Genomic DNA, 26,999 nt, shown 5'->3' with positions numbered 1-26,999 from the left:
ATATGAATCGTTTGCGATCGTACTTGAGGACAAGGATGGCTTCTAAGCTTGTATCTATTATTTTATCGATAGTGCTCCTAAGTGCGATGGTGCCCGTGACCGCGTCGGCGGATGAGGACGCGGTCGTTGTCGCAGCCGATATCGCTATTGGAACGGCGGCTCCGGTGAACGGGGCGGCTATCTCCGACGGAATGGTCTCGTTCGGCGGCGGAACCGCGGCTGTGACCTGGTCGTCAGATGGGACAAGCTACGCCGCCGCGAGCGGCGCTTTCGCGCATAGCACGGTCTACCGGACCAAATACGTGCTGACGGCAAACTCGGGCTATGTGTTCGATCCGGTGTCCGGCGCATATGAGAAGAACGGCGCGAAAGACATAACGGGCAGCATCGCCAACTTAGGCTCGGGACCGTTCGCGGCGACTTTCACCGCGACCGTAAGCCAAGGGTTCTCTTTAAACGATACGCTGACGATCGTAATCACGTGGCCGAACGCAACGATCGAGCCCTCCGATATTTCGATCGGTACGATTGCTCCGGTAACAGGCGAGGCGATCGCGGACGGCGCGAATACGTTCAACAAAGCCACGGCCGTTATTACTTGGTCCAACAATGGCACTATTTTTGGTCCGGCAAGTGGAACTTTCGCGGCTAACATGTACTATTACTCGAAATATGTCATCACGGCCAACGCAGGGTATGCCTTCGATACCACGAGCGGAATCTACAAGAACGGAGCCAAGTCGTTGGCGGGACGCATCGCCAATCTTGGCACGGGTATGTTGGCTGGGGCTACAGTATCGACGGTAACTCGTCCTAATGACACCTTGACCCTCATCGTAGGTTGGGAGTCGACCGATGCAGGATCGGGGCAGATCGTCATCGGGGCTTCCGATATTTCGATCGGCACTGTTGCCCCTGTGCCATCCGGCGTCGTGGCGAATGGAACGAACGTATTCAACCATGCGACGGTCACTTATGTGGATTGGAGTCAAGAGACTCCCTTTGCCTACTTGGATGAGGGAGATCCGTTCGTTTCCGGAATGACTTACGCAACGGAGTATGTTCTCAAGGCGGCGAACGGCTATACCTTCGATTCGAGGTCGGCTTATTTAAAGGACGGGGCCAGAGATCTGTCGAGCCGCATTGCGAATCTTGGATCGGGTACGTTCCAGGTGTACGAAAATGCACCAGGCGAGATATCGATTAAGGTCATCTGGCCCCGGACAGGGCTCCTCCTGCCGAACGATATCTCTATCGGCACGCTGGCGCCGGTCGCGGAGGCTGCGGTGGCGGACGGAGTCAATACGCTCAACCATGCAACGGCCGAGGTGAATTGGTCTGCAGACAACGGAGCGACCTACAATCCGGCGGGCGGCACCTACGCCTTCGTAACGACTTATAAAACGAAATATGTTATCGCTGCGGAAGCGGGCTATTTCTTTGATAACGCTGCAGGCGTATACGAAGCGGGCGGGGCGAAGACGTTGACGAGCCGCATCGCTAATCTCGGATCGGGTACGTATACCGCGGTCGTATCGGGCGCGTCGAACGGTACGTTGACGGTCGTCGTCACTTGGCCGCAGACTGCGGCGGCGCCGTTCACAACCATTGACGCGTCGGGAATGTCGATCGGTACGGTCGCTCCGGTAACGGGGGCGAACATCGCGAACGGCACGAACGCTTTAGCGCATACAACGGCGAGTGTGACGTGGTCCGCCGACAATGGTGCGTCCTACGCTTCCGCGAGCGGTAAGTTCGCCCCCGGCAAGGCGTACAAGACGAAGTACGTGCTGACCGCGGAAGCGGGATACGTATTCGATCCAACGGCGGGTGCTTACGGTTCGATCTCGATCTCGGACTTAGGTTCCGGCACGGTCGTTACGCAAGTGTCGACGACAAGCACGTCCAATGACACGTTAACGATTACGGTGACTTGGCCGTCAACGGCGTTGGCAACGATCGCTGCGAACGAGCTCTTGATCGGGACAATCGTGCCGGTATCCGGCGCGAGTATGGCGGACGGCGCCAATACGTTTCCACATGCTACCGTTAGCATTGCCTGGTCAAGCGACGGGGGCCTCTCTTATGCGGGAGCAAGCGGGGCCTATGCGCCGAATACGGTTTATAAAACGAAATACGTGCTAACCGCGGCTGGGGGCTATAAGTTCGATTCGGCGATGCATGCTTACAATACCGTCGCCGTCGAGAACCTTGGAGGAGTTGCGCTCAGCGCGGACGTATCCACGTCGGCCACGGCAAACGATACGTTAACGATCGAAGTCACTTGGCCGGCAACGGGCGCGGCCACGCTCACGGCTGCGGACATCTCGATCGGAACGATCGCGCCGGCGACGGGCGCCACCCAGGCGAACGGGACGAATACGTTCGCGCATGCGACGGGGTCCGTTACCTGGTCAAGCGACGGGGGAGTCTCCTACGCGGCAGCAGGCGGCACGTACGCCGCGGCTAAGGTGTATAAGACGAAATACGTGCTGACATCTATGGCTGGTTACGCGTTCGATTCGACGGCAGGCGTCTACGATAAGAACGGGGCGAGAGATCTTTCGGGACGAATCGCCAATCTGGGCGCAAGCCCATTCACCGCGACGGTATCTACGGCAAGCTCGTCGAACGACACGTTAACTATCGTGGTGACATGGCCGGCAACGGGAGCGTCAACGATTGTTCCCGCGGACATCTCGATCGGAACGGCGGCTCCGGTTACGGGGGCGACCCAGTCGAACGGGAGCAATATTTTCAACCATGCCACCTCAAACATTTTCTGGTCTGCCGATAACGGCAGCACGTATCAGCCGGTGGGCGGGACATTTGCAATCGGGAAGAGCTATAAGACTAAGTACGTGCTCACCGCGGCGGCAGACTATCGATTTAACGCGGGAGCGTACGGATCAATCAACATCGCCAACCTAAACACACCGGGCACGTTCACGGCACAGGTGTCGTCAACAAGCGCGACGAACGATACGCTCACGATCATCGTCACTTGGCCGGAGACGGCGATTACCGACACGGTAAGGGTCAACGTGAACAACACGACCGACTTCCGCGCGTATTCGGGCAGCACGCTCATCCCCTTGCAGGGGTTGATCGTCTCTGCGGAGAACGACTACAGCATTACGCTCGTCAACGAATCCATCGATACGACGAATCCGTCCGCGCCGCTCACCGCCGCGATGGTCAAGAGCATTATCGTCAAAGATAGTCTTGGCAACAACGTGCCGATAAGCGTGCAAACCGTAGCGAATGGCGTCGCGCAAAATCGTCCGTGGAGCTTGAAGATCACGATCGACCATAATGCGTCGGCGGCGGCCAGGCTGATTACGGTAACGGTGAACGCAGATACCGCTCAGCGAATCGATATTCGCAATCTGATCGGATTCACGAATCCGACGATTGAATATGCTCTATCGACTCCAAGAAGCCAATATCCTTACGAATACGGCAATTATTATTACTTTCTTACCGGCGATCCGTTGAAGATGCAGACGACGTCGAGCGGGCTTATTCCGGCGGGCGTACAGATCGTAGGCAAAAACACGTCCAAAACGTCATCCGTGACGAATACGCTGTTCGATACGACGAGCTATCGATTCGGCTACTCTTTCTCGATGCCGAGCGAGCCGATCTACCTTTCGGTGACGTCGACGGACGGCAAAGCCGCGCATAACATAGCGGTGCAAGCGACGATTCCTGGCGTCGTAATTCCGAAGCTGTCCGGCGGTTCGAACTTCGTGCAGGCGACCGTGAGTAAGCCGGCGACTGATTATTCGGGCGCTACCATCACCGTCGATCCGGGTAGCTACAATCGTCGCATCTATAGGGTTAAGACGGTCGAAGTGCGCTCCGACCTGCTGAACGTTGCGTTACCGGTTATGCCAGACTCTACGACCGGCAAGTATTCGTTCGTTATGCCGTTCACCGATGCGAACGTCACGGTCGTGATCGAGAAGATCGTGTCGAACCCGGTCCAGACGGAGATTACGACGAACGCGAGCGCGGAAATGACAGTCGATCTCGAGGAATATTATCCAGGAGACACGATTAAGGTACAGATCGTGAACAAAGATCCGGCGAAATACGTCGCTAACGTCCAAGTGTACCGCGTGTCGGGATCTTCGAGTTCCTTGGTCAAGCAGACACAGCCGGCCAACCCCTATGACTCCAGAATCGATGTCAGCATCCTGCCTTATGCGTCTACCGTCCAACTGACGGCTGGCGCGACGCTGAAAGTTGTCGCCAAGTTCGAAAGCGTCTCGATACCCGTAACGACGGCAAGCGCCGCGCAATTCTCGAACTATCCGGACAGGGCGAGCTTGAACGAACCGATTACGTTCAGCTTCGCGCCGCCGAGCGACTCAAGTAAAATCTACAAGCCGATCGTCCGGTTCCGCGATAAGCTTAACAACAAGACCGTATATGCCTGCACGTACGTGAGGTCCGATCCGCAGGATCAGACGAAGAGCGTATACACTTGTCCGGCCATTACGAAGAACAGTATCGATTTGGTCGAATTGCTGTACGATGCGATCGATACCCATTCTCCGGCCGCAGGCGGCGCGCCGGGCGCAACTAAGCTCAGGAATATCGCCTCCGTCTCGCCGAATTCCAGATTGGCAGGCATATTCAAATCGATTAACGTATTCGGAACGAATATGAACGGCCAGGGACAAGTGTTCATCGGCACGTCGCCGAATCCGACGCTGGCAGCTACCGTAACAGATGCGACGGCGACCTCCCTGGTCGTCCAAGTACCCTTCAATATGATGTCCCGTACGTTGGACGTCACATATTACGTGTCCAGCAATGGCGTACAGCGATCCGTTACGATACCGGCAACCGAGAACTTAAGCCACACTAAGTTCGGTTATATGGCTGTTGTCTCGGATAGCCAATTCAATCATTCCGTCATCGTCTCGGAAAGCGAGAAGGACTTGACGCAGCAGTTGGGTAATCGCACACCGATCATGACGATCAAAGGCAGCTTCACGGCCAATCCGAACATGAGGGGCGAATACGTGTTCAGCGGAACGACGACCGTTAACGGCGGCCTTGCAGTCTACCTGCCGGACACGCAAAGCTTGCTCAATGTGCGCGACGATACCGACGGCACGGTCAAGCTGACGATGGGAAAAGTCAACATGACCGCGGGCTCGTTCAGCATCATGTCGACGGCTGACGGCTCGATCAGGCTGGATAAGGGTATCGAGTATATTTCCGAGTATGCGAGGGACGAGGACGGGGAATTAGAGGATCCGTCTAAGCGGAACATCGAGGTCGCCATCCATAACCAGAACAAGTTGACCGTTGTGGGGAGCGGTATGCAGGCCGGCATTACGGGGGCAACGCTGCTCGGTAACGCCGTCATCTTCGACGGAAGAATCTATGTCGGCATGGCACTGCCGGGCAGCAACGTGGTAGGGATCGACCTGAACATCGATCGTCTCCAGTACGGCATGGACGGTAAAGGGAATTTGAGCTTCCAAGGGGTTACGGCGGACGGCTCCTTTACACCGGGCACGGATATATCGCAAAAGCTACTCGGCGGCTTCGGAATTAACGGCAGCGCGGAAGGCTCGATCGATACGTTCGACGGCAAGTACGCCGTCGCGTTTGACATAGACGCCAAGCTAGCGAATTTTGCTTCGAGCATGAGTCTGAGAAAGAATGGCGCGACCGGTCAGTTCATACCCGATTCGATCAAGATCATTGTCGGATTAGAGAACGGAATTCCGGTAACGCCGATGACGCCGATCGCGAAGCTGACGAGAGTCGGCGGAGGCGTCTCGGGCCTAGCGGACACGATCAGCGGCAACTATAAGGGCGTCGCACCGATCTTGATTTTGCTCAATGGCGATTTCGAAGTCGGAAGTCTTATTCCAGGCACTGGCCTGCTCGAATTCAATGATGTAGAGCTCGCGATCGGGCCTTCCCAGATTAGCCTGTCCGGGAACCCTACTCTGCTGAAGATGCAGATCTTCGATAAGTTCGAGGCGGGCATCTACGTGACCAATTCTTCCGTATCGTATCAAATGCAGATCGCCGCTAATATCTTGAAGAACTTCTCGGTCATTCTGGCAGGCGGCAATGCCAACCTTACTTATTACAGAAACAACGGCTTCAATCTGAATGGTCAATTGCGAGGGAAGCTCCAAGTGCCGGAGATCGAAGTCGGGCTGTTTTCCATCGGTCCGTATACGTTGCTCAACAGCGACGTCGGGCTGAGCAATACGAACGCCTACGCGTCGTTCAGCATTCTCGGTTTCGGATTTAAGGTGAACTATGGGTTCGGCAGCGGCTCCGTTAGCGTGGGGCGTCGCAGCTTCGCTTCGGCGCAGACGGGACCGGAGGGACAGACCGTGTACGACGAGAATGGCGCGGAGGTCGGACAGATTAACGCATTCTCCAACGTGCGGCTCGTCGCGTCGAGCGGCGGCTCGCGAAGTCTGCTTAGGACGCTTGCGGTCGAGCCGGCGATCTCGACCAACGCTGATGGAACGGAGCATACGGTGTCTTTCCCGGCAGACTTGACGGAAGATTATGCGGTGCTCGTATCCGCTGACCCGGAAGATCTTCGCATATTGGACCCGAGCGGCAATCCCTACGGCTTGACGTATCCGGAAACGTTGGATGACGGAACGCCTTATTACGACGATCCAAACGCGAACGCATCGGTCGTATCCGAGAGCACGGTCATGATTCGCCTGCGCGCACAAGCGGGTGATTGGACGATTACGTCCGGCCAGCCGTTCGGCAGCTCGATCATCGCCATTGCGCCGATTCCGAAGATCGCCGGTACTTCCTACGATGCGGGGACGCATAAGGTAAGCTGGGATTTGTCGGGTCTGGATACCGCGACGGAAGACTATCAAGTCGAAGTCCGTCTGTCGACGGACAACGGCGACGATCCGAACGCCAGAATCGCGGGTGTACTGGTCCACACGGTAGATATCGACGGAGCGGACGTGACGGACAAAGCGGCATCCGGCAGCTATACGTTCACGGAGCAAGATTTGAACTATCTGCAAAGCGGGCAGTATTACGCGAGAGTGACGCTGGTCGGCAAGCCGATGTCCGACGCCTCCAGATCGATTCCGTATGCGAGCGTGAATGCGAAGGAGGCGATGAGCGTCGTCAATCCGCTCGCGCCCGGCTCAATAAGCGGCGTAACCGTGTCCGCAGGCGGCAGCGGCACGATACATGCTGCGTGGAGCGTCGTCTCGGACGCGGACGGTTATCTCGTTCGGATGTACGATGCCGACGGAAATGCCGTCATGTCACCTTTGATGTACACGGACGAGATCGGTAGTGACGGCAATCCGACGGGTAACCAGGTCGCGCATGCCGGTAGACCGATCGAGTATCAAGTCGCGGCTAGCGACGAGGTGAACGGACAGTTCAGCCTCGACTTCGGCGGGATTGATTCGGGCAACAGCTACAGGCTTGCCGTCACTCCGTTCGCCTACGCGGACGACGCGGAGATGAACTCATCCTATATTTACGGAGCGACAACGGTGACGGACATCGTCGACGTTCCACTGGTCAAGAACCCTGTCATTCACGTTAAGCCTAGCGCAGGCACCATAGCGAACGATTCGCTGCTGGGCAATGTGCTTACGGTAGGCGGTGACTTTACGCTGGAAGCCGCGACCACATATGTGAGCGAAGAGGACGGACAGACGCAAGAGCTGGACGCTAAGTTCATCGTATGGCAAAGCGACGGAACGATCGACGAAAACACGAATCTGCCGAGGTTCGTTCAAGTCTACGCTAGCGACGATTATGAGAGTCGGGTTTCCGTACCGATAACCGTCGACGGAGACGCGGGATCAACCTTGCTGCGAATCGTCGCCGAGAACGATCAAGGCGACATATCCGAGTACGGATTGGCTGTCCACTACAAGGGTCTCCCGCCTGCTTTGTTCGTCGAGACGGGAATGGATGGCAAGATCGTCGCCGATTCGGCCGGACGGTACCGAATTCTAGGCAGCACGGTTCCTTACGCGACCGTGATTGACGACCAGGGAAATCGCACAACGGCGGACAATGAGGGTCAATTTAGCTTAAGCGGCGCGCTCGGTTCCGGTACGCAAGCTTACAGTACCGTCACGGCTATCGATTCCGTGGGGAACGTCGCGCAAGACGATGTCTCGATCATTAAAGGAAGCCAACCCGCTAGCCCGGGAACAGGCACGGGTACGGAAAGCGGCACGAATACGGGCTCGGGCGGTAAGCCTTCGACGAATGGCGGCCGAACCGACGGTTCGACGGACAACGGAACGCCAACGAAGAAGGCGTTCAAGGACGTGCATGACGAAGCGGCTTGGGCCGAAGATGCAATCGAACGAGCTTACAAGTTGGGCATCGTATCCGGTCGGACGGTGGACATATTCGCTCCGAACAGCCATACGAGAAGAGACGAAGCGATCGCGTTGCTGGTCAGAGCAAGAAAGTTGGCGATTGGCAAGCAAGCCGATCTGGATGCTGCTGCGGCGTACTTCGCCGATTGGAACGAGCTGGCGCAGTGGAGCAGGCCGTACATTGCCGCCGCTTATGCGAACGGCCTGGTCACGGGCAAGGAGCGCCAAGGCAAGTTTTATGTCAATGGAGCTTCGCTCGTCACGCGGGCGGAAGTGGCGGTATTGTTCCAGAACGCTTACCGGCTGATGGCGGACGTCGGCAACAGCAAGACTTTCGGGGACATGATCCCGTCTTGGGCCGCGAATAGCGTGAATATCCTGTCTTCCAATGGCGTAATCAACGGATATCCGGATTCGACGTTCCTGCCTGCGTCTAACGCGACGCGCGCGGAGATCGTGGTCATATTAATGCGTTTGATCGATCGGCAGGAGAAAGACGCGCCGATCAAAGGCGAGTAGACGAGTGGCATTTGAAATAAGCGACTCAGCAATTTAGAGTAAACCTGGAAATCTTGTACACCTAAGTGTACAACCTACAACTAGTTTGGGGAGTTTTTCTTTCTCCTATGACTAAGTGTAAAACCTGCAACTAGATCAGGAGAATATTTCGATTGCAGACGAAATCAATCGATCTAATTGTACTTTTTACATTTAGAACGTGGAAACGAGGAATTTGGACGACACTAAATGTACATTTTACAATTACATTTTGAGTGTGCCGGGAAACGATAGTTGAACACGCTCGTTTAGGCCGCCGATTACTTCGGTGGCCTTCCGTGCATTATTATGTAGGCTTGATCATAGCCCCGACGAAGTTCGAATCAAGGTCCCACTTGATATTGTCTAAGGAGGCATGAATGAAACTAACTTTTATATTAGATACATATGGAACGTAACGTCAGGTGCTTTATGACCAGTAGTAATCGGTACTGAATGATAGAGAAAAAACGTGCCTCTAGAATCGCTTCTAAGGCACGTTTTGCGTAAAGGGAATCATATTTGAATTTTAACCAGCAGCCCAAACATCTAATTCAATTTTTAATTCAGGTAAACCTAATCCTTTAATATAAGCAACCGTCATTGAAGGAGGAGTGGGACCGAATACTTTATTCCAAATGGCATTGAAATGATCCCAATCAATTTCTTCTGTGGCCCAAATGTTGATTTTAACGACATGATCAGGAGTTAACTTTTGAGAGGAAAGGATTTCAACAATATTACTCATTGTATTTGTCACTTGTTGATTAAAATCCGTGGGGATATTGTTGTTCTGATCGATACCAATCTGACCGGAAAAAACATACATTTCAGCGTTTCTGCTTATTTTAGTCACATGACTATAGTTTCCAACGGGTTTCGCTATATTTTCCGGATTATATCTATGAATTACATTATTATTTAAGTTCATCGTTTGTAAAGTCTCCTTATAAGTAGAAAATATCTAACTATAGATAGGCTAAATATTTTCACTGTTTTTTAATTTCAATTAATAGATGACAGACCTATCCCGTCGATATTAATTCTAGAAAAAAACAGCAGTTGAATACCCAATACCAAAAGATAAATATTTAATCGATCTCTTCTTCATTAGGTATTCCCCCCTTCATACTTATAATCAAAAACCTTGCAACAAAATAATAACATGAACTCAAGAAAAACTGTAGTAGAACCCGACTGATAGTATAAGGCATTATGTATTTCGCTGTTTGAGTGATACGGTGAATCTTATCATAAGTGACGGCGAAGAATTCGGTTGTCAAGAAGTGTGTAGAGTACTGGAGGAGTGATGGAGGAAGGGGCTATAGAGGGGCGATTATTGTGACCAGAAAAAGAGATTAAAAAGGCCAACTCGTAAAGGATGTATGAATACGCGGAAACCCGCTACAAGAAAATCCGATTATATGTCTAATTACACCTAAAATTATTTGTTTACAGCCTTATATACAAGCCCATAATTTTTTTGAAAATCAATGGAAAGTAAGCTTTACATTTATGTTAATTGTTTGTATGCTTAAGGAAAGTAAGCTTTCCTTTTCGAGGAGTGATTGTTTGAAGAACCGACTAGAAGAAATAAGAAAGAAGCTTGGAATAAAACAAGAAGAACTAGCGGATAAGTTGGAAGTATCCAGGCAAACGATTGGTTCACTTGAAAATGGTAGGTATAACCCATCCATCATTCTTGCATTTAAGATTGCACGTTTTTTTGAAATGAACATAGAAGATATTTTCATTTATGAGGAGGAGCGGGAAAATGAAAACGATAGGTAGATGGGTGCTCTTAACAATTGTTGGTGCTAGTGCGGCTTATATGGGTGAATTTATTTTAATCGAGGAGAAGCTAAAAGGAATTGCCGGCTTGCTCTTTGGCGTTGGTTCAGTTCTTGTGGTGCTCGGATTAGGAAATATGGTGCATTTGTTATGGCTGAATAAGCCTAAGAACAAAGTGAAGTACGATGCAAAAATTAGAACGAGTAAAATTGAGGCTAAAGACGAACGGAAGATAAGAATAAAAGAAAAAGCAGGCTGGAAAACAAATATTATTATTTTTTACATCCTAATGGCATTGACTGTCGTGTTTAGTTTAATAGGAATAGATAAGATTGTAGTCACTGTGCTAAGCGGCGTTTTTGTCTTTCAAATCGGATTAGGAATCTTCCTGTTTAATCATTATGCTAAAAAAATGTAACTGAAATAACGCCGAGCTGTAAGCAACCACAGCAACCATACTTGGTATAACGGAGGGATGAAAGGACATACAATAACCATACAATCCGGATGCACAGTCCGTGGTTCAGTCCGTGTTTCTAAGATAGAATTTGCTTTAATAAATAAGGATTCAAATGTCCTTATTGTGGAACGGGATTATGATTGAAGGAGAATAACGTCTATTTTGTTGGCCAAACGATTAATAATTATTATGGGACATTTCCTGTTCAAACAACAACGCTACCAAAGACGAATTAAAGATGTTATTCATTGTGCCACTTGTATTAGCTTACGTTGGTAAGGAATTTAAAATCCGTTGAGGTTGTGAATAGTTTGACTTCACTGACCGAATTGGCGATAACGGGTTATAATGGTACTGTATCGCCGATCGTAGCGTCAATCATTTTGTATAAATGAAAAAACATCTCTTGTAGAAGACTGCGTTAGTACATAGTGGTGAACATGGCTTGGAGTTCAGCGATTGCTTGATCAAGCCGATATGACCTGCACTCACTTCTAACACAGATCCTTATATGATGAAAAGGAAGAGATTCAGTGGGAAGAAAACAATCTTTTACTGAGACAGAGCTGTTGAATACGACAAAAAAATTAGTGCTTGAGCATGGCTACGACGGATTTCATCTCAAACTGCTCTCACAGCATCTATCCGGAGCCCGGAGCACTATTTATCAATATTACTCTAATAAAGAAGAGATAGTTGCTGCTTGTATGAAACGCGTAATAGCAACGGTATTAGAAAATTCATCAGCAATTGATGAGACTGATCCTATGGACGCTCTCGAGCAGTTACTTCTCATTTACGTAGAAGAATCTACGCTCCATCAACTTCTAGGAGATGCTGGTAAAATTAATACTACTAATTCTTCTGCGGCAGCGAGAGATCTTGAATTTATTGAGGAAGCACATATGACTCTCAAAATTCAATTATCACGCTTGTTTGAACGGGCACAACAGGATAAAAGCCTGCGCCAAGATATCCCACTGCCTGTACTTATTGGTGTTTTTTTCAACTTAATTAATACGCCTAATATGTTGAATATCCCTACACCTGAATGGGGAAAGCTGTTGTTTCAAATGTGGATTGGGGGAGCAAAGAGCTAGCCGCAGTCTTGAAATTAATTTGACACAAGTGTCATTTATGGTGTTTAATTAGCGGGGATAAGTGTAACGGTATTATTAAATTGACACATGTGTCAAAAATGATAAGGAGTTGAAAAGAAAATGTTTTTAGCTATGAAGGAATTGATGAATAGTAAAATGAGATTTCTAATGATCGTCATTATTTTTGTACTAATCGCTTGGTTGGTATTCATCTTATCAGGTTTGGGGAATGGGTTATCTACGCTAGCTGCATCAACATTCAAGACCATGAAGGCTGATTATGTCGTCTTTGAAGAAGGGGCGCAGTCTTCAATGAGCAAGTCGTTACTGTCTGATCAATTGATGGCGGAAGTGGAGCTGCTACCAAATGTGAGTGCTGCCGCACCTATGGGAACAACGATGGCAACGGCGCTGAAGGAGCAAAGCACCAAGAATGAAGATAAGGTGGACATCGCGATTATTGGAATTAACCCAGGAAGCTTCTTGGAACCGGCTATCGTAGAAGGGGAAAGCCTATCTTCCGGGAACCCTACGGGTGTCGTGGTGAATTCAACCATGAAGGATGAGGGCTATAACATTGGCGACACTTTTCAGTTAGATGGAACGACGGAATCCTTGACGATTATCGGATATGTCGAGAATCAGACCTATAACCACGTTGCATCGGTATTTACTCCGATGGCTGAATGGCGGAAGATTACCTTCGCGGCTCCGGGTTCGGATAAAGGAGTCGCAGGGCCCGTTAATGCGATTATGTTACAAGGCAAGAATATCGATCCGGATTTAATTAACAGTAAGCTATCAAATACGGATACGGTTACCCGAGCGGCAGCCGTTCAAGGAATGCCGGGGTACAAAGAAGAGAACGGTACTATTTTAATGATGCTTGCATTTCTGCTTGCTATCTCCGCATTCGTGCTTGGGGTGTTCTTTTATGTAATTACGATGCAGAAGACCAACCAGTTCGGCATTATGAAAGCCATTGGTGCTAGTAACGGATTTCTGGGCAAAGCTATTGTATCGCAAGTGTTTGTGCTTTCGCTGACCAGTATTGTAGTTGGAATTTTACTGACTTATGGAACGGCTGCCATTATGCCGAAGGGTATGCCATTCAGGCTGGAAACCAGTCTTGTCGTCACGTATTCTGTTATCTTGCTAATTATCGCTATGCTAAGTTCGATGGTATCTGTTCGCAAGATTACAAAGATTGATCCGCTCAAAGCGCTTGGGAGGGTTGAATAATGACTAAGGGATTACAAATGAGTGAAGTCACAAAGTATTATGCCGAAGGAAGCAATCGAATCGCCGCACTCGATCATGTGTCGATATCAGTGGGGCCGGGTGAGTTCGTTGCTGTAGTTGGACCGTCCGGGTCTGGTAAAAGTACGTTCTTATCCATTGCAGGAGCGCTGCTTAAGGCCTCCGAAGGAGATGTTAAGCTGAATGGGTATAATATCTCTACGCTTACAGCGAAGGAACTTTCTAATATAAGGTTACGAGAAATCGGATTTATTATGCAATCATCGAATTTGGTTCCTTATTTAAATGTTCTTGATCAATTGTTAATAGTAAAAAGGATGTCGGGAAAGGTTAAAAGGGAGGATAAGGAATTCGCCGCTAAATTGCTGGAAGAGCTGGGTCTGGGCTCGAAGTTAAAAAGCCTTCCGGAAGAGTTATCAGGCGGCGAGAAGCAACGCACAGCGATTGCTCGTGCTTTAATTAATAATCCCAACGTCATCTTGGCGGATGAGCCGACAGCAAGTTTGGATACCAAGCGCGCCCATGAAGTGGTTGGTCTAATTGCGCATGAGGTGAAGTCACGCCGGAAAGCGGCGATTATGGTTACCCATGATGAGCGTATGCTTGAATATTGCGACAAGGTATACCGAATGGAAGATGGGAAATTGTCGTTGGCTGAAATGTCAAGATCAAGGGGAGTCCATGTTTGAGTTCTTTTTTTTCCTTCATTTCACGGCACTTTCCTTCTCGATTGGTTTAACGATTGCTGCTAATGAGGAAACAGATGACGAATCATGTTGTAAAAGGCTTGGGTCTATTGAACGCCAAAGAAATCTCCGATTCTCGGAAGTGAAGACTAGACTAAAGGCACCCGATATCGGGTGCCTTTAGATGTCGCTCTACGGATGATCCAAAAATGCGCTGTTAAATTATATAGACGGTACCAAATAATCCGTTATATTTTAATCCTAAACCTGTTGATAACTTCTATTGGTCTATTACTTATTTCGTTAATAAAGCCTTTAACAGCAGCGCTTAAAGAGTTCCCGGAATGTTATCTGTCACCTATCTATGCTTAACTAAAATACATACTCGATTCTCACAACACTCAGAATCTAATTGTAAAATGTACATTTAGTGTCATCTAAATTCCTCGTTTCCACCTCTTAAATGTAAAAAGTACACTTAGATTGATTGATTTCGTCTGCGAACGAAATATTCTCCTGATCTAGTTGTAGGATTTACACTTAGTCATATGAGAAAGAAAAAACTCCCCAAACTAGTTGTAGATTTTACACTTAGGTGTACAAGATTTCCAGGTTTACACTAAATTTCTGAGTCGCTTAATTCAAAAAACACTTTTAATCTCTATGACTGATCTTGCATTCATTTATAGATATCCTTCAATGCCGTCTATATAAGACAGAGAAATATATTTTACCCGGGTAATATTGTTTTTATTTCTTTTTCAAGTCATCAAGACTACCTGACAGGTATCGGACATCGGACTGCAGCAATCGAAGATTCACGCCTCCTGCCTTTAACTGAGCTTCCGATGCCAAATTAACTGAAGGAGAAAACAATCATGAACATTCTAAGAGTCAACGGTGTTGAGTTGGCCTATGATAGTTTCATAAGTGACGGCGAAAAGTAATTGCAGGGAAACTCGGATACTGCCGTACGATTTCAACGATGCAGTAAAAATTCGTGTTCATAAATCGCATTAACACTTTGCAGTACGTTCCGCGCTTGATCTTGAAATTTTATTTCTGCAACCCGGCCGTTCACCAAGAACACACCAGTCTTATCGCGATGTCCCCCGAGGGCTCCTTCATACAACTTGCTGGCTCCGTGGGTAGGCGGAGAAAAAAACAACTTCATTAACATTGTAACCAATAAAGGCAGACCGGATGGTTTTCCTTTTCTCAGCGTATTGTTGCCGCCTGGGTCAACACTGCGGACCCTGATGTCTTCCTTGGCAAGCTGCGGCGCTATGGCCTGAGTCCATAGTGAAAGAGCCAGCTTGGAGGCAGCGTAAGGACCAAGCAGCTTACGGAAGGTTTTGGGACGCTCTAGTATTTCGATAGTAAACTCTTTAGTCCATTTTTGTGCTGAAGATGAGGTGTTGATCACCGTTTTTAATTGACCACGTTTAAGTAGTTCCATCAATTCCATCAGAATGATATACGGAACGACCGTTAACAACTCATAATGCTGTTCACGCCCTTGTTTTGAATAACTCAGCTCGGGAAAGGATCCGCCAGCGTTGTTAAACAGGATGTCGATTCGCTGTTCCTTGCCTTTGATTTCTTCCAATGCCCGAATCAAGCTGGAATAATCAGCAAGATCAGTCGTTTTATATATTCGAAGCTTTCCAAGTTTGAGTGCAGTTTGGATTATCTCATCATCCGCCGGAAAGTCAGAACGGTTCAAAGCAATCACCTGCCAGTCCTCCGACAGCAACTTCCGGGTTAATTCCAACCCGATTCCTGCACTAGCCCCCGTAATCAATGCGATCGTTTGATCTTGTCTCTTGTTCATTGCACATCTCCTCCAGATACCGGGATTCCCCTTGATAATGCACATTCTATAACTTGGAGTCGGCTCCAAGTCAAGGCGGAGGAGCATAGATTTTTGCCCTGGGGTTAAGAGACTTGACTTAGAGCCGGCACCCAGACGTATAATGCATTAAAATCATCTCTGAAAGGTGCGGACAGGATGAAGGAAGAGCTGACTTTTACAATAAAGCAAATCGCTATGCAGATCGGAATTTCCGAAGATACGATCCGGTATTATGAGAAGATCGCGCTACTGCGCCGGGCTGACCGGAAGGATAACGGGCACCGCGTCTATCGGCAGGAGGACATCGATACGATCCGGCTGTTATCTTGTCTGAAGAAAACGGGGATGCCGCTGGGAGAAATGCGACCTTTCTTGGCAGTCTCCGCCGATGCGGATCCCGCGGAATATCCCGAACTGGTGGGACACTTAAGAAACCATCGGGAAAATATCATCGCCCAAATCGCCTCTCTGCAGCAAGTCGTCGATTTTATCGATATGAAGTTGGAGGTGGGGAGAATCCGTAAAGACTGCTCCGATGATATTTCAGATGCCATGACGGGAGAACCGCACCCAAAGCCCGTCTCACCCGTTGAGATGGCTTTTTTTCCTGGATCGTCCGGGGTGCGCAATTCACCGTCCTCCGGAAGGTGAGCCCTCAATTGTAATATTTCATAATGAGCAGATAGAATGTTTTAAAACTTCTTTTTCAATAGTCGGAAGAGACTGCGAGCTTTACGCAGTCTCTTTTTTTTGCATCTCTTAATCTACTCTTAAACTGAAGCTGATACTATTCGCATTGCCCCTATTATGTCTGACGGGCACAGTATGATTGCGGAGGACGAAAGCATCAGATCTATTAAAATAATGGAATTATATTAAGGAGAGATAGAAGTGCATAATATTTTGGGTATGGTAAAACAGAAAAAGATATTCACGGTCGTCCTCGCTTTGGCAGTATTCATCAACGTTTATTCGGGGGTCGCTAAAGCTCAGGGTACGGCCGCATTGAAGATTTCGGCAAATTCCATGGATTCGACTTATGGGGAGGATGTAACCTTTAACGTCACTGCACTAGATCCGGTAATCGGTGGAATGACCCCTAGCGGGACAGTCACCTTCAGGGATGGTAATCAGGACCTTATGACCGTTGGATTAACTACCGCTGAACCAGTGATTACGAGAACGAACTGCGGTTCATCATGTCCCGTTATTCAATGGGGGGCATACACCTACCGGGCTTACAGTTTTGGGGATAATCGCCTTGCGATGAACATTGTGACTTACGACGCTTCCGGCAATATGGTTACCCAACTGGAAAAGGCAGGAGCACGTTATTTATCGAACATTACGATGGATGCCGCTGCTCGGACTTTCACCTTCTGGGGTCAAGATAACATGACGATTACGGTGGGATGGGGAGAGCTCCTAAGCGCCTCGTCCAGCGCCAGCTTTAAGACATCCGCTCTGGCGATCGGCATGCACGCCATTACCGCTGCCTTTCCAGGGGACGACGCTCATGCCGCAAGCGAAGCGACCACTACGATTACCGTGCACCCTAGGTATACCGTGGCGTATAACGGCAACGGCAGCACTGGAGGAGAGGTGCCCGCTAACAGCGGTTCACATAATGGCATTAAGGTGTTGGTTTCCGGCAACAACGGAAATCTGGTGAAGACAGGCTACACTTTCGCGGGCTGGAACACGCAGGCGGATGGACGTGGAGTGAATTATAAAGCAGACGCTGAAGGCGTGATCACGTCCGATGTGACGCTGTACGCGAAATGGAATAAGACTTTAGACATTGGAACGGGTACTGCAAGCGATCCTTATCGGATTGCAACCGGCGAGGAACTGGATACGGTCAGGAATTATTTGGGTTCTGACCTGTATTTCAAGCTGACGGCGGATATTGATCTGAACAGCTATGGCCAAGGATGGTTGCCGATCGGGGGCGGGGGTTCTAGCGGTCGATTTCAGGGGCATATGGACGGCAATGGACACAAGATCACAGGCTTGACGATTAATCGACCTAATGATAATTATTCAGGGTTGTTTGGGCATATAGACTATGATGCAAGTGTTTCCAATATGATTCTGGAAAATGTGAATGTTACAGGCAAACAATATGTTGGCGGCTTGGTAGGCCGTATCGATGGCGGCGAGATAAGCAACAGCTATGTATCGGGAAGCGTAACAGGAACAAGCACCATGGTAGGCGGTTTGATTGGCTACAATTACTATGGAACGGTTAGTAACAGCTTCGCAAAAGCAAACGTAACAGGAAGCAGCAACAATGTAGGCGGTTTGGTTGGATCCAATTTCGGAGAGATCAGCTACGGCTATGCAGCAGGAAACGTAACGGGAACCGGCACCAATGTAGGTGGTTTGATCGGCACCAACGGCGGAACGATCAGCTACGGCTATGCAGCAGGAAGCGTAACGGGAACCGGCACCAATGTAGGCGGTTTGATCGGCACCAACGGCGGAACGATCAGCTACAGCTTCTACGACTCGGGTACAACCGGTCAATCGGATACAGACAAAGGCGTTGGCCGATCGACCGCGGAGATGAAGACGCAAAGCACTTATGCGGATTCAAACTGGGATTTCACAACCATTTGGGGGATAAGTCCATCGCGCAATAACGGATATCCCTATTTGCAGGCCATACAAAAGTTTGTGACCTATGACGGGAACGGGAACACGGGCGGGAATGTGCCGACTGACGGCAAGTCGTATTCCCAAGGCGAAACAGTCAACGTCTATGGCAACACGGACGCTTTAGTCAAGACGCGCTATACGTTTGCAGGTTGGAATACGCAAGCGGATGGAACCGGGACAGATTATGCTTCAGGCCTTTCATTCCGCATGGGCTCGTCCGATGTGATCCTGTATGCGAAGTGGGAATCGAACCCGAAATACACGGTGACGTATAACGGCAACGGCAGTACAGGAGGGAGCGTTCCGACCGATAGCAACTCCTATGATCAAGGCGATACGGTGCCGGTTTACGGAAACAACGGAAATCTGGTGAAGACGGGCTACACGTTCGCAGGGTGGAATACGGCGGCGGATGGAAGCGGCATGAGCTACGGCAATGGGATAGACTTCCCTATAGGTACGCAGAATGTCACCTTGTATGCGCGATGGCTGTCAACGAATACCTTGTTGTCCGGCTTGTCAGTGGATCAGGGGGCGATCGATTTTTCACCATCGCAGACCCATTATACGGTAGATGTGGAAAACACGGTTTCGAGCCTCAACCTTTTCATTAGTAAAGGGGATCCCAATCAATCTCTAACGGTTACGGGAGCGACTTACGGTTCGGTAGCCGATGATGTGTATTCCTACAACGCTTCAAACTTGGTTGTCGGGCCAAACCCTATTCAGATCGCAGTGACGGCTCAAGACGGCGCAAACACGGCATACGTGGTCACGGTCACCCGAAAATATCTCATGGGAGAGCCGGTGCAATTAGATCCTTCGGTCCGTACGCTTAAGTATTCGGGCGGACTCACGATCAAGTTGCCTGACGAACTGTTGATTCCCGAAGGTGCGACATTGACGGTACGAGATTCGAGCGCCGCGCCGTCCGGGGGGATTAAACTCTCCAGAGCCGGACAAGTTATAGATTTCCAATTTGAAGGGATAACCGTCGATCGCCCTGTAGAGATTACGCTCGGGTATGACGGGAATTCGGATCCGAGCAAACTCGCTATTTACTATTACAACGTAACTACAGGCGAGTGGGAATATCATCCTTCTCAAGTAGCGGACAGCGGCATGAAGACGACAGTCAGCCATTTCTCCACCTACGGAGTGCTTGCGGATACGACCGCACCGGACCAAGTAACCGTTACCTTGGGCGCAAAAACGGCAAACTCAATCACGCTTCATCTTGCCGCAAATGACGATTCGGGCGTGGCTAAATATTTGATCTATCGCGACGGGACGCTCATTGCGGAAACGGCGGAAAGTACGTATGTCGATGCCGGGCTTTCTGCTTCGAAGACGTATACCTATGCCGCTAAGGCTGTCGATAGGCTGGGTAATATTTCGAATGCCAGTGAAAACGTGACGGTCGCAACGAACGGCGGTGGCGGTGGAGTTGGTGCACCGGCAATGCCTCCAAGCGATAAAGTCACCTCGTCGGACGGTAAACTGACGCTTCTTGTAGGCAAGTCAGGTGAGGTTAGCTTAGGCGATGGGATAAAGATTATCATTCCTGCAATGGCTACCGGCAAAGAGTTGAAATTAACGATCGACAAATTCACGGACATACAGACGCTGATTACCAATAAGGACGTTCTTCTCAGCTCGGTATTCGAAGTTCTGAAAAACTTCGCGGAGAACTTCGACAAGCCTGTCACGCTCTCTTTCAAGTTTGACCCAGCTCGCTTGAAGAGCAATGAAAAGCCGGTCGTCTTCTACTATGACGAAGCGAAGAAGGAATGGGTGAAGGTCGGCGGTACAGTGAGCGGCAACAACATTACCGTAGAGGTTAATCACTTCACCAAATACGCTGTATTCGCAGTAGCCGATGCTACCCTGCCGGCAACGGATGGATCCGCAACAACGAAAGGGAGCTTCAGCGATATCGCCGCACACTGGGCGGAAGCCAGTATCAAGCAAGCGGTAAGCGTCGGCATCGTTAGCGGCTATCCGGATGGCACGTTTAAGCCAGGTCGTACCGTGACGCGCGCGGAATTCGCGGTTATGCTGATGAATGCGCTCAAACCGCAAGGAGATGGAGCCGCCCTGACATTCACCGACAAGGCGATGATCGGCTCCTGGGCGCAGAAATCTATCGCACAGGCAGTGTACGCGGGTATTATTAGTGGTTATGAGGACGGCTCCTTCCGCCCGAATGCCGAAATCACTCGTGCGGAAATGGCTGCGATGATCGCAAAGGCATTGGGTCAGACTAGCGAAACGGCTACGGCAGCTGGCTTTGCAGACGATAAAGCCATTCCGAGCTGGGCGAAAGGCGCAGCGGCGACCATGAGAAAGCTGGGCATTATCGAAGGCAAAGGCGCGAACCAATTCGCTCCTGGAGATAAAACGACAAGAGCAGAGGCGGTAACGGTGCTCTTAAAAATGCTGGAACAAAAAAGCAAGTAAAGAATCTAGACAAAGGCTGCTTTGAAGTCAAATTCAAAGCAGCCTTTGTTTTGTAGAACCGATAACCCGGATTCCCCGCTGCCGAGAGGGATAACCCGGACTGCGGCTGCCGCGCTTCATCCCAAAGTTGGTACGGCTTCTCATCCATGCAAATGACGGGACAATCTTTATCGTAGGGCTGCTGGTACACATCCAGCACGGAGAACAGGCGGGGTGAGGCGTTTCTTACGTCCGACGGCCGCTTCGCCTTGTTCGGTATAGGCTTTTCGAATGGCAAAAACGGTGTTCACATGAACCCCTGCACGTCATAAGATAAATAATCAGAAAAAGGTTTTTTGGTGGTAATACCCTTCAGTGATAATACATACGGAATGGCTCAAAAGCCTGAGCTCGTATCATAGAGACCTCCGTTCCCTTGTGCGTCATGGGAACGGAGGTCTCTTCCATTATATGGCCGGTGAGGGGGGGGCATCCGCGTGAGAATCTGGCTTGGATTCTTCGATAGAGCCGGTTACGTACAGTTCCATAATTTTATGAATGACTGAAGGGAGCGTGTGATAGTAGCTAATGACCGTTCCCTCGCTGCCCCGATCCGGAAGGATGCGGCAATAGTGCTCCATATATTCGTCGCAATAGCCAAGCGCTCGTGTGCAGACGCTAATGACGTCGTGTTTCTGCGCTTCGCTAAGCGTTCCGGGCGGGAGGGAGCCACACACGGCTTGAAGCTGCGTCATTACTTCGACCATGTTCAGATGAATCAGCGTGCACTCGATTCGATTCGCGATCAGCTCAAGATCGTTCGAGCCATTCGCGGTTGCCGTATCGATCCTACACGTCTGAAAGAGCTCCAATACCCTCTTGTATTCTTCCCTGATCGTCGTGATCCGCTGGGGCTCATAGGCACCGAAATAGCCCAAGCGCCCGTTCCACCAACAATCCGCAAAGCAGAATCCGATATTGCTTAGCCGGTTCCGGACCTGGTCGTCCGTCTCGTCCAACAATGCCATGGCCGAAGCGTAGCGCGGCGTGTCGGCAATGCCCAGACTCTGGGCGTAGCTTTCGTAAAATTCCTCCGGCTCGATATAACCGCGAATCATCGTCAACGAACCATACTTAGCCGCCGTTTTGTTTTCGGCCGTTCTCCAATGGTTGAGGTTGATGCCGTAAATCTGCTTGTTATCCTGGCTTGTCGTCAGGAACTTAAGAAGCTGCCCAATGCCTTCGACAGCGTTCTGCTGCAAATACATATTGCCGTCAAACTCTACCCAACTGTAAATCATACAGTTACGCATAAGCTCGCGATCCACTTCCATGGCTTTCAAGGAATTCTCCACGGCTCTGGCCCCGTGTGCAGGGAGCAGCGAACAGCGGACGTCGGCGGGCATGTGCGTCTCCAGTATTCGTCGGATGATCTTCAACGTGGAATGGTCGGTGGCGTAGAGGCCCAACGCAAGCTCCGGCACCGTCCGTTCTTCTCTGGATGCCAGCAGTTCGTTCGCGAGACGAATATGATTGGAAAGCTCCTTCAAGGTACCCGGAAGCTGCCAGATACCTGCGTTGATAAATGCTTTCGTATCTTCGTCCGTCTCCCGGCAGGCTTCGGCTAGAATTCGGCGAATCGCGCCGTCTTCGAGCACTTCCGGGCCGAACAATTCCGCAATCAACCCCTCAAGCTCTCGGGCGGGCAAAACCGGATAGGCCCAGGTTCCGCATTCTTGGGTGATCAACTCCAGTTCGTCGATCAATGGGTAAAGCGCCAGAATCCGATCGCAGATTTCCAATCCTGCCCGATCCAGATGGTCGCGCAATTCAACGGAAAACCGAACCTTCAATCCGACAGCTTTGGCTTCCTGCATCACCGCGCCTAGCCATTGAATCGCCGCTTGGCTTTTGGAGGGGGCGTCTTCGTCATGCCTTTCAATCTCCGGAATGCAAAATAAGTTTTCATTCGCGATATAAGGGGAGAGCTGCCGAGGAATCGGATATCGCTGCCCGTAGAAGAAATTCCCAGCCAGCTCCCCAGAGGGAAGGTCGTACCACTGACCGGGATAGCTATGAAACGTGATGCAATTCATTCGGAGCCGGGCAAGATTGCAAATATACTCTCGGGCATCCGGAAGCGAGTAGGAGGAAATATCCATTGGGAAGTTGATATGCTGCCGGATGCCTCGCCATTTTACAGCGGGTACTACGAATTCTTTTAAGTCCCATATTTTGTCATATTCGAAGCTCTTTGTCACAACAGGGCCTGAAATATCGAAGACGATCCCCATTTCCTCCAGAAAGGTATAGACGGCGTGCAGGACGCCCGTCGCATCTCGCCCCGTCAGTCTGAGAACGGGCTTTCCTGTGCCGGAGTCGAACCCGGGTTCTATCCCGAAGGAAAAATTCGGAAGAGAATGCCCAATGACAAGCTCGATATAACCGTCATATCGTTCCTCGGTCGGTTCCTCTCGTTCCTCTGCCTCTAGGGAAGCCGAAGCGTTCAAATATCGCTTTAATTCTCGCACCGCGTAAAGCAATACCGGATCGTTCCGCGTAGCGATAATGCCGATCCGTTTGCGTTTTTCTTCCATACGATTGCCCCCTTGTCGAAGCGGCTAACCTTTCACGGCTCCGGCCGTCATTCCGCCGATGATGTATTTTTGCGTAAAGAGATAGAACCCCATGACCGGAAGCAGTGTGATCGTTACTCCCGCCATCAATAAATTCCAAGTCGTGCTAAAGGTTCCGCGAAAGCTCATGATGCCGACCGTAACCGTTTTGTTCGCGGTCGTGCTGATTAGCAGATTGGGCAGGAAAAAGTCGTTCCAGATTTGAATGCATTGCAAAATGATCAAAGTCACGGTCACGGGTTTGATTAGCGGAACGATGATCTTTCGGTACAAGGTCCAGTCGGAGCAACCGTCCATCCTGGCCGACTCGTCCAGCTCCATGGGCACGGTTTTCATATAGCCTGCAACAAGAAAGATTCCGAAAGGGATCGCTAGGTTGACGTAGACCAAAATGAGTCCAAACAGATTGTTGTACAAGCCCAATGCCCGAATCACAATCATTAAAGGGACCATGCTTAATTGAAATGGGATAAAGATGCCGGAAAAAAACAATAAGTACGTCAGCCGGCTTCCTCTGAAGCGCAGCCTTGCAATTGCAAAGGAGGCGCTTGTCACAAGCAGGACGATTCCCGCCAGGCTTGCCACCGTCACGATTATACTGTTCGAGAACATTCGGGCAAGCCTGGCTTCCTCCCATACCCGAACGTAATTTTCGAAATGAAAGGAGTTGAAAAGGCCGACGGAGTCCATGTATAGCTCGTTTTCCGATTTCAGCGATGTGCCGATCATCAGCAGCAGCGGATAAGCGACGAACGCGCTGACGCCAAGCATTAGCCAAAAAATCAAATTCTTATAAAGCGTCTTCTCTGCCAGCATCTAAGTCCCACCAACCTTAATTCGTATCCTTTTGTTCGGTCATTTTTAACTGGGCGTAGGCCAAAAAGAACAGCACGACGAACAGCAGCACCGCCAGGCTGGAGGCGTACCCCATCCGGTTGGCCGTAAAAGCTTCGCTGAAGATTCTCGTCATCAGCACTTCCGTCTCGTAACCTGGTCCCCCGCCGGTCAGGATGTATACCATATCAAAGGTTCTTAGTGTTCCGTTGACCGTGAGAATGGTGACCATGCCCAGTACGGGAATCATCAATGGAAACGTAATTCGAGTAAACGCTCTCCACGGTCCCGCGCCGTCGATTTTTCCCGCTTCGTAAACGTCCGAGGGGATCGTCTGCAATCCTGCCAACAGAATGACCATGTTAAATCCGACGCTTTTCCAGATGTCCACGAGAATGATGGAGATCAAGGCCGTGGAGGAGTCTCCAAGCCAATTACGAGTCCACTCGCCCAATCCCGCGGCCTGAAGGAATTTGTTCAAGTCCCCGACCTGCGGATCCAAAATATACCCCCAAACGAAGCTGACCGCTACAGAACTGATCACCACGGGCAGGAAGATGATGGCTCGGAATAGATTCGTTCCCCGGATTTTTTGATTCAGCAGCAGGGCGAACAGGAAGGCCAGTCCGTTGCCGAGTAAGAGTTGGAACACGAGCCAGACCAACGTGTTGAGGATGGCTTGACCCATTTGCTTGTCCCGAGTCAACAAGTATATATAATTGTCCAACCCTACGAATCGCAGTTGCGACAGCTTCAGGATTCCGTCGTAGTTCGTCAAGCTGTAAACGAACGTATAGAAGGAGGGCAATAATGTCAGGATGACATAAACGATTAGCGCGGGCAGGATAAACCAGTAGGCACTGCCTTTTTTCGAAGCCACATGTATTCCTCCAACGGTCGATAACGGCAGCATGGACGAAGGCCACGATCTCCTTCGCCCATGCGCTTCTGACGTGTTTATTTGGCTTGTAAAGCCCTCTCGTTGCTTTCGTCCATGTCCTTGACGATGTCGGTTGCCGTTTTTTGATTCAAATAAGCTTCCTGAATCGATTTCAGCATCGTATCCGCCACCCCGGAGAGCCATACATCGTTATCCGAGGGATACATCGTCATTCCGACAAAGCTATCGCTCATTGCGTTCGCAAGCGGGTCGATGGAGGAGACGTCGATGCCCTCCAGCACGGGGAACCACTTGATACCGTTTACAAAGCTTTGATAGTTCTCCTGCGTGAACAGCCAGTCTAGATATTGCTTGGCCGCTTCTTTGGTTTTTCCGCTTTTGACGGAGAGCGACATCGAATAGCCGCCCCAGCCGACTTTCTCGTTTTCCGCTGCATCGTCCGAGGCAGGAAAGTCCATGAAGCCCAGTTCGAATTCGGGATTGATCGCGCGAATGTCGGAGAGCAGCCAGTCCGTCCCTACGAACATCGCGCTTTTGCCCTGGGCAAACTCCGCTTTGGCTTGATCGAAATTAATACCCAGCGCATCTTTGCTGAAGAAGCCCTTGTCTCGGAACAGAAGAAATTTCTCGAAGGCTTCCGAGATCGCCGTATCTCCGAATTTCATTTCTCCTTTGGCGATTTTGTAATAGATGTCCGGATCCTTGGCCTGTACCGGGGCTTTGGTCAGCGGATAAATGAAAAACTGGGTGAACCAGGAGTCTTTCACGGTCATCCCGAAAGGCACGATCCCGTTTTCCTTGATTTTCTCGCTAACCTCGATCAGCTCAGACCAGGTACGGGGTACATCCAAATTCAGTCGGGAAAAAATTTCCTTATTGAAGAGAATCCCCGTTCCTCCTATTGCCAGTGGGATCGCGTAGAGCTTACCGTCGACCTTGTATTGGTCGAGATTCAGACGTTCGAGCTTTTTCAAGGCAGCCAGATCGTCCAAAGGGGCGATATATCCGGCCTGAACGAAGGATTCCAGATCAGCCGGATAAACCGACATGATGTCGGGCCCTTCTCCCGATACCACCCGGGCCTTATACACTTGACTGTACTGCTTGGAGTCCATCGGCTCGTTGACTACCGTAATATTGGGGTGAGCTTCGTTAAACTTAGCATTCAAATCGTCCCATACCTTCTGTGGAGCCCCCGAGCCTTGCCAAGTCATCAGAGTCAGGTTGTAATTTTGTTCCGGATCCGGCGTTGTTTGCTTGCCGTCGTCCGAAGACGCTCCCGGGCTTTCGCTCTTTCCAGCGCAACCCACCATTAGCGTAAATGCCACAATACATGAAAGGATAAACGCCCATCGCTTTTTCATCGCTGTAACTTCCCCCTAAATTTGTCCATACAAAGCGTGCACGCTTATGTATTCTAGTCTTAATCATACGCGCTCAAGGCGTTGAAATCATTGGCAA

14 protein-coding genes are annotated in these 26,999 nt (G+C 50.0%); 8 read left to right on the top strand and 6 right to left on the bottom strand.

Going from position 1 to position 26,999, the window contains the following annotated elements:
• The first annotated feature begins 2 nt into the window (after positions 1 to 2).
• Positions 3 to 8,897 (top strand): S-layer homology domain-containing protein, encoded by an 8,895-nt coding sequence (locus tag HH215_RS22465; protein WP_169281934.1) that lies wholly within the window; start codon positions 3 to 5, stop codon positions 8,895 to 8,897.
• 547 nt (positions 8,898 to 9,444) lie between these two features.
• Here the strand turns inward: HH215_RS22465 and HH215_RS22460 are convergent.
• Positions 9,445 to 9,846: a RidA family protein gene (locus HH215_RS22460; protein ID WP_169281933.1), complete on the bottom strand. Its 402-nt coding sequence runs from the start codon at positions 9,844 to 9,846 to the stop codon at positions 9,445 to 9,447.
• 641 nt (positions 9,847 to 10,487) lie between these two features.
• Here HH215_RS22460 and HH215_RS22455 point away from each other — a divergent pair.
• From HH215_RS22455 to HH215_RS22435, 5 genes are all read left to right on the top strand, one after another.
• Positions 10,488 to 10,706 carry a helix-turn-helix transcriptional regulator gene (locus HH215_RS22455; protein ID WP_169281932.1) on the top strand — a complete coding sequence of 73 codons (219 nt, stop codon included), beginning with the start codon at positions 10,488 to 10,490 and terminating at the stop codon, positions 10,704 to 10,706.
• On the top strand, positions 10,690 to 11,124 hold the full coding sequence (locus tag HH215_RS22450) for a hypothetical protein (protein ID WP_169281931.1): 435 nt from the start codon (positions 10,690 to 10,692) through the stop codon (positions 11,122 to 11,124). Before HH215_RS22455 ends, HH215_RS22450 begins: the two co-directional genes overlap by 17 nt.
• 575 nt (positions 11,125 to 11,699) lie before the next feature.
• Positions 11,700 to 12,266 carry a TetR/AcrR family transcriptional regulator gene (locus HH215_RS22445; protein WP_169281930.1) on the top strand — a complete coding sequence of 189 codons (567 nt, stop codon included), beginning with the start codon at positions 11,700 to 11,702 and terminating at the stop codon, positions 12,264 to 12,266.
• 120 nt (positions 12,267 to 12,386) lie between these two features.
• Positions 12,387 to 13,508, top strand: a complete 1,122-nt coding sequence (locus HH215_RS22440) for an ABC transporter permease (RefSeq protein WP_169281929.1) — start codon at positions 12,387 to 12,389, stop codon at positions 13,506 to 13,508.
• The gene (locus tag HH215_RS22435) at positions 13,508 to 14,215 is read left to right on the top strand and encodes an ABC transporter ATP-binding protein (protein ID WP_169281928.1); all 708 of its coding nucleotides are present in this window, start codon (positions 13,508 to 13,510) and stop codon (positions 14,213 to 14,215) included. The genes HH215_RS22440 and HH215_RS22435 overlap by 1 nt, the downstream gene beginning before the upstream one ends.
• Positions 14,216 to 15,191: 976 nt before the next feature.
• Here HH215_RS22435 and HH215_RS22425 read toward each other — a convergent pair.
• On the bottom strand, positions 15,192 to 16,046 hold the full coding sequence (locus tag HH215_RS22425; RefSeq protein ID WP_169281927.1) for an SDR family NAD(P)-dependent oxidoreductase: 855 nt from the start codon (positions 16,044 to 16,046) through the stop codon (positions 15,192 to 15,194).
• A gap of 177 nt (positions 16,047 to 16,223) precedes the next feature.
• Here HH215_RS22425 and HH215_RS22420 point away from each other — a divergent pair, with 177 nt between their 5' ends.
• The gene (locus HH215_RS22420) at positions 16,224 to 16,718 is read left to right on the top strand and encodes a MerR family transcriptional regulator (protein WP_169281926.1); all 495 of its coding nucleotides are present in this window, start codon (positions 16,224 to 16,226) and stop codon (positions 16,716 to 16,718) included.
• A gap of 240 nt (positions 16,719 to 16,958) precedes the next feature.
• On the top strand, positions 16,959 to 21,188 hold the full coding sequence (locus HH215_RS22415) for an S-layer homology domain-containing protein (RefSeq protein WP_169281925.1): 4,230 nt from the start codon (positions 16,959 to 16,961) through the stop codon (positions 21,186 to 21,188).
• A gap of 446 nt (positions 21,189 to 21,634) precedes the next feature.
• On the opposite strand, the gene HH215_RS22410 is transcribed toward HH215_RS22415, so the two are convergent.
• The 4 genes from HH215_RS22410 to HH215_RS22395 form a co-directional block, all read right to left on the bottom strand.
• Positions 21,635 to 23,764, bottom strand: a complete 2,130-nt coding sequence (locus HH215_RS22410) for a hypothetical protein (protein ID WP_169281924.1) — start codon at positions 23,762 to 23,764, stop codon at positions 21,635 to 21,637.
• Between the two features lie 24 nt (positions 23,765 to 23,788).
• Positions 23,789 to 24,619 carry a carbohydrate ABC transporter permease gene (locus HH215_RS22405; RefSeq protein WP_169281923.1) on the bottom strand — a complete coding sequence of 277 codons (831 nt, stop codon included), beginning with the start codon at positions 24,617 to 24,619 and terminating at the stop codon, positions 23,789 to 23,791.
• A 16-nt stretch (positions 24,620 to 24,635) separates the two neighbouring features.
• A complete protein-coding gene (locus HH215_RS22400) occupies positions 24,636 to 25,517 on the bottom strand; it encodes a carbohydrate ABC transporter permease (protein ID WP_169281922.1) in 882 nt (293 codons plus the stop codon).
• Positions 25,518 to 25,594: 77 nt separating this feature from the next.
• Complete coding sequence (locus HH215_RS22395; protein WP_169281921.1) at positions 25,595 to 26,902, bottom strand: ABC transporter substrate-binding protein; 1,308 nt, start codon at positions 26,900 to 26,902, stop codon at positions 25,595 to 25,597.
• Between the last annotated feature and the right edge of the window lie 97 nt (positions 26,903 to 26,999).

This window comes from Cohnella herbarum (assembly GCF_012849095.1).
Taxonomy (GTDB): Bacteria; Bacillota; Bacilli; order Paenibacillales; family Paenibacillaceae; genus Cohnella; species Cohnella herbarum.
The sequence above is the reverse complement of the archived record's forward strand: the minus strand, read 5'-3'. Positions and strand labels throughout refer to the sequence as shown.

Bases quoted from the DNA above. Each gene is read 5' to 3' on its own strand.
- HH215_RS22435 (WP_169281928.1), top strand. From the start codon at position 13,508: ATGACTAAGGGATTACAAATGAGTGAAGTCACAAAGTATTATGCCGAA.
- HH215_RS22395 (WP_169281921.1), bottom strand. From the start codon at position 26,902: ATGAAAAAGCGATGGGCGTTTATCCTTTCATGTATTGTGGCATTTACG.
- HH215_RS22420 (WP_169281926.1), top strand. From the start codon at position 16,224: ATGAAGGAAGAGCTGACTTTTACAATAAAGCAAATCGCTATGCAGATC.
- HH215_RS22450 (WP_169281931.1), top strand. From the start codon at position 10,690: ATGAAAACGATAGGTAGATGGGTGCTCTTAACAATTGTTGGTGCTAGT.
- HH215_RS22440 (WP_169281929.1), top strand. From the start codon at position 12,387: ATGTTTTTAGCTATGAAGGAATTGATGAATAGTAAAATGAGATTTCTA.
- HH215_RS22425 (WP_169281927.1), bottom strand. From the start codon at position 16,046: ATGAACAAGAGACAAGATCAAACGATCGCATTGATTACGGGGGCTAGT.
- HH215_RS22410 (WP_169281924.1), bottom strand. From the start codon at position 23,764: ATGGAAGAAAAACGCAAACGGATCGGCATTATCGCTACGCGGAACGAT.
- HH215_RS22465 (WP_169281934.1), top strand. From the start codon at position 3: ATGAATCGTTTGCGATCGTACTTGAGGACAAGGATGGCTTCTAAGCTT.
- HH215_RS22460 (WP_169281933.1), bottom strand. From the start codon at position 9,846: ATGAACTTAAATAATAATGTAATTCATAGATATAATCCGGAAAATATA.
- HH215_RS22405 (WP_169281923.1), bottom strand. From the start codon at position 24,619: ATGCTGGCAGAGAAGACGCTTTATAAGAATTTGATTTTTTGGCTAATG.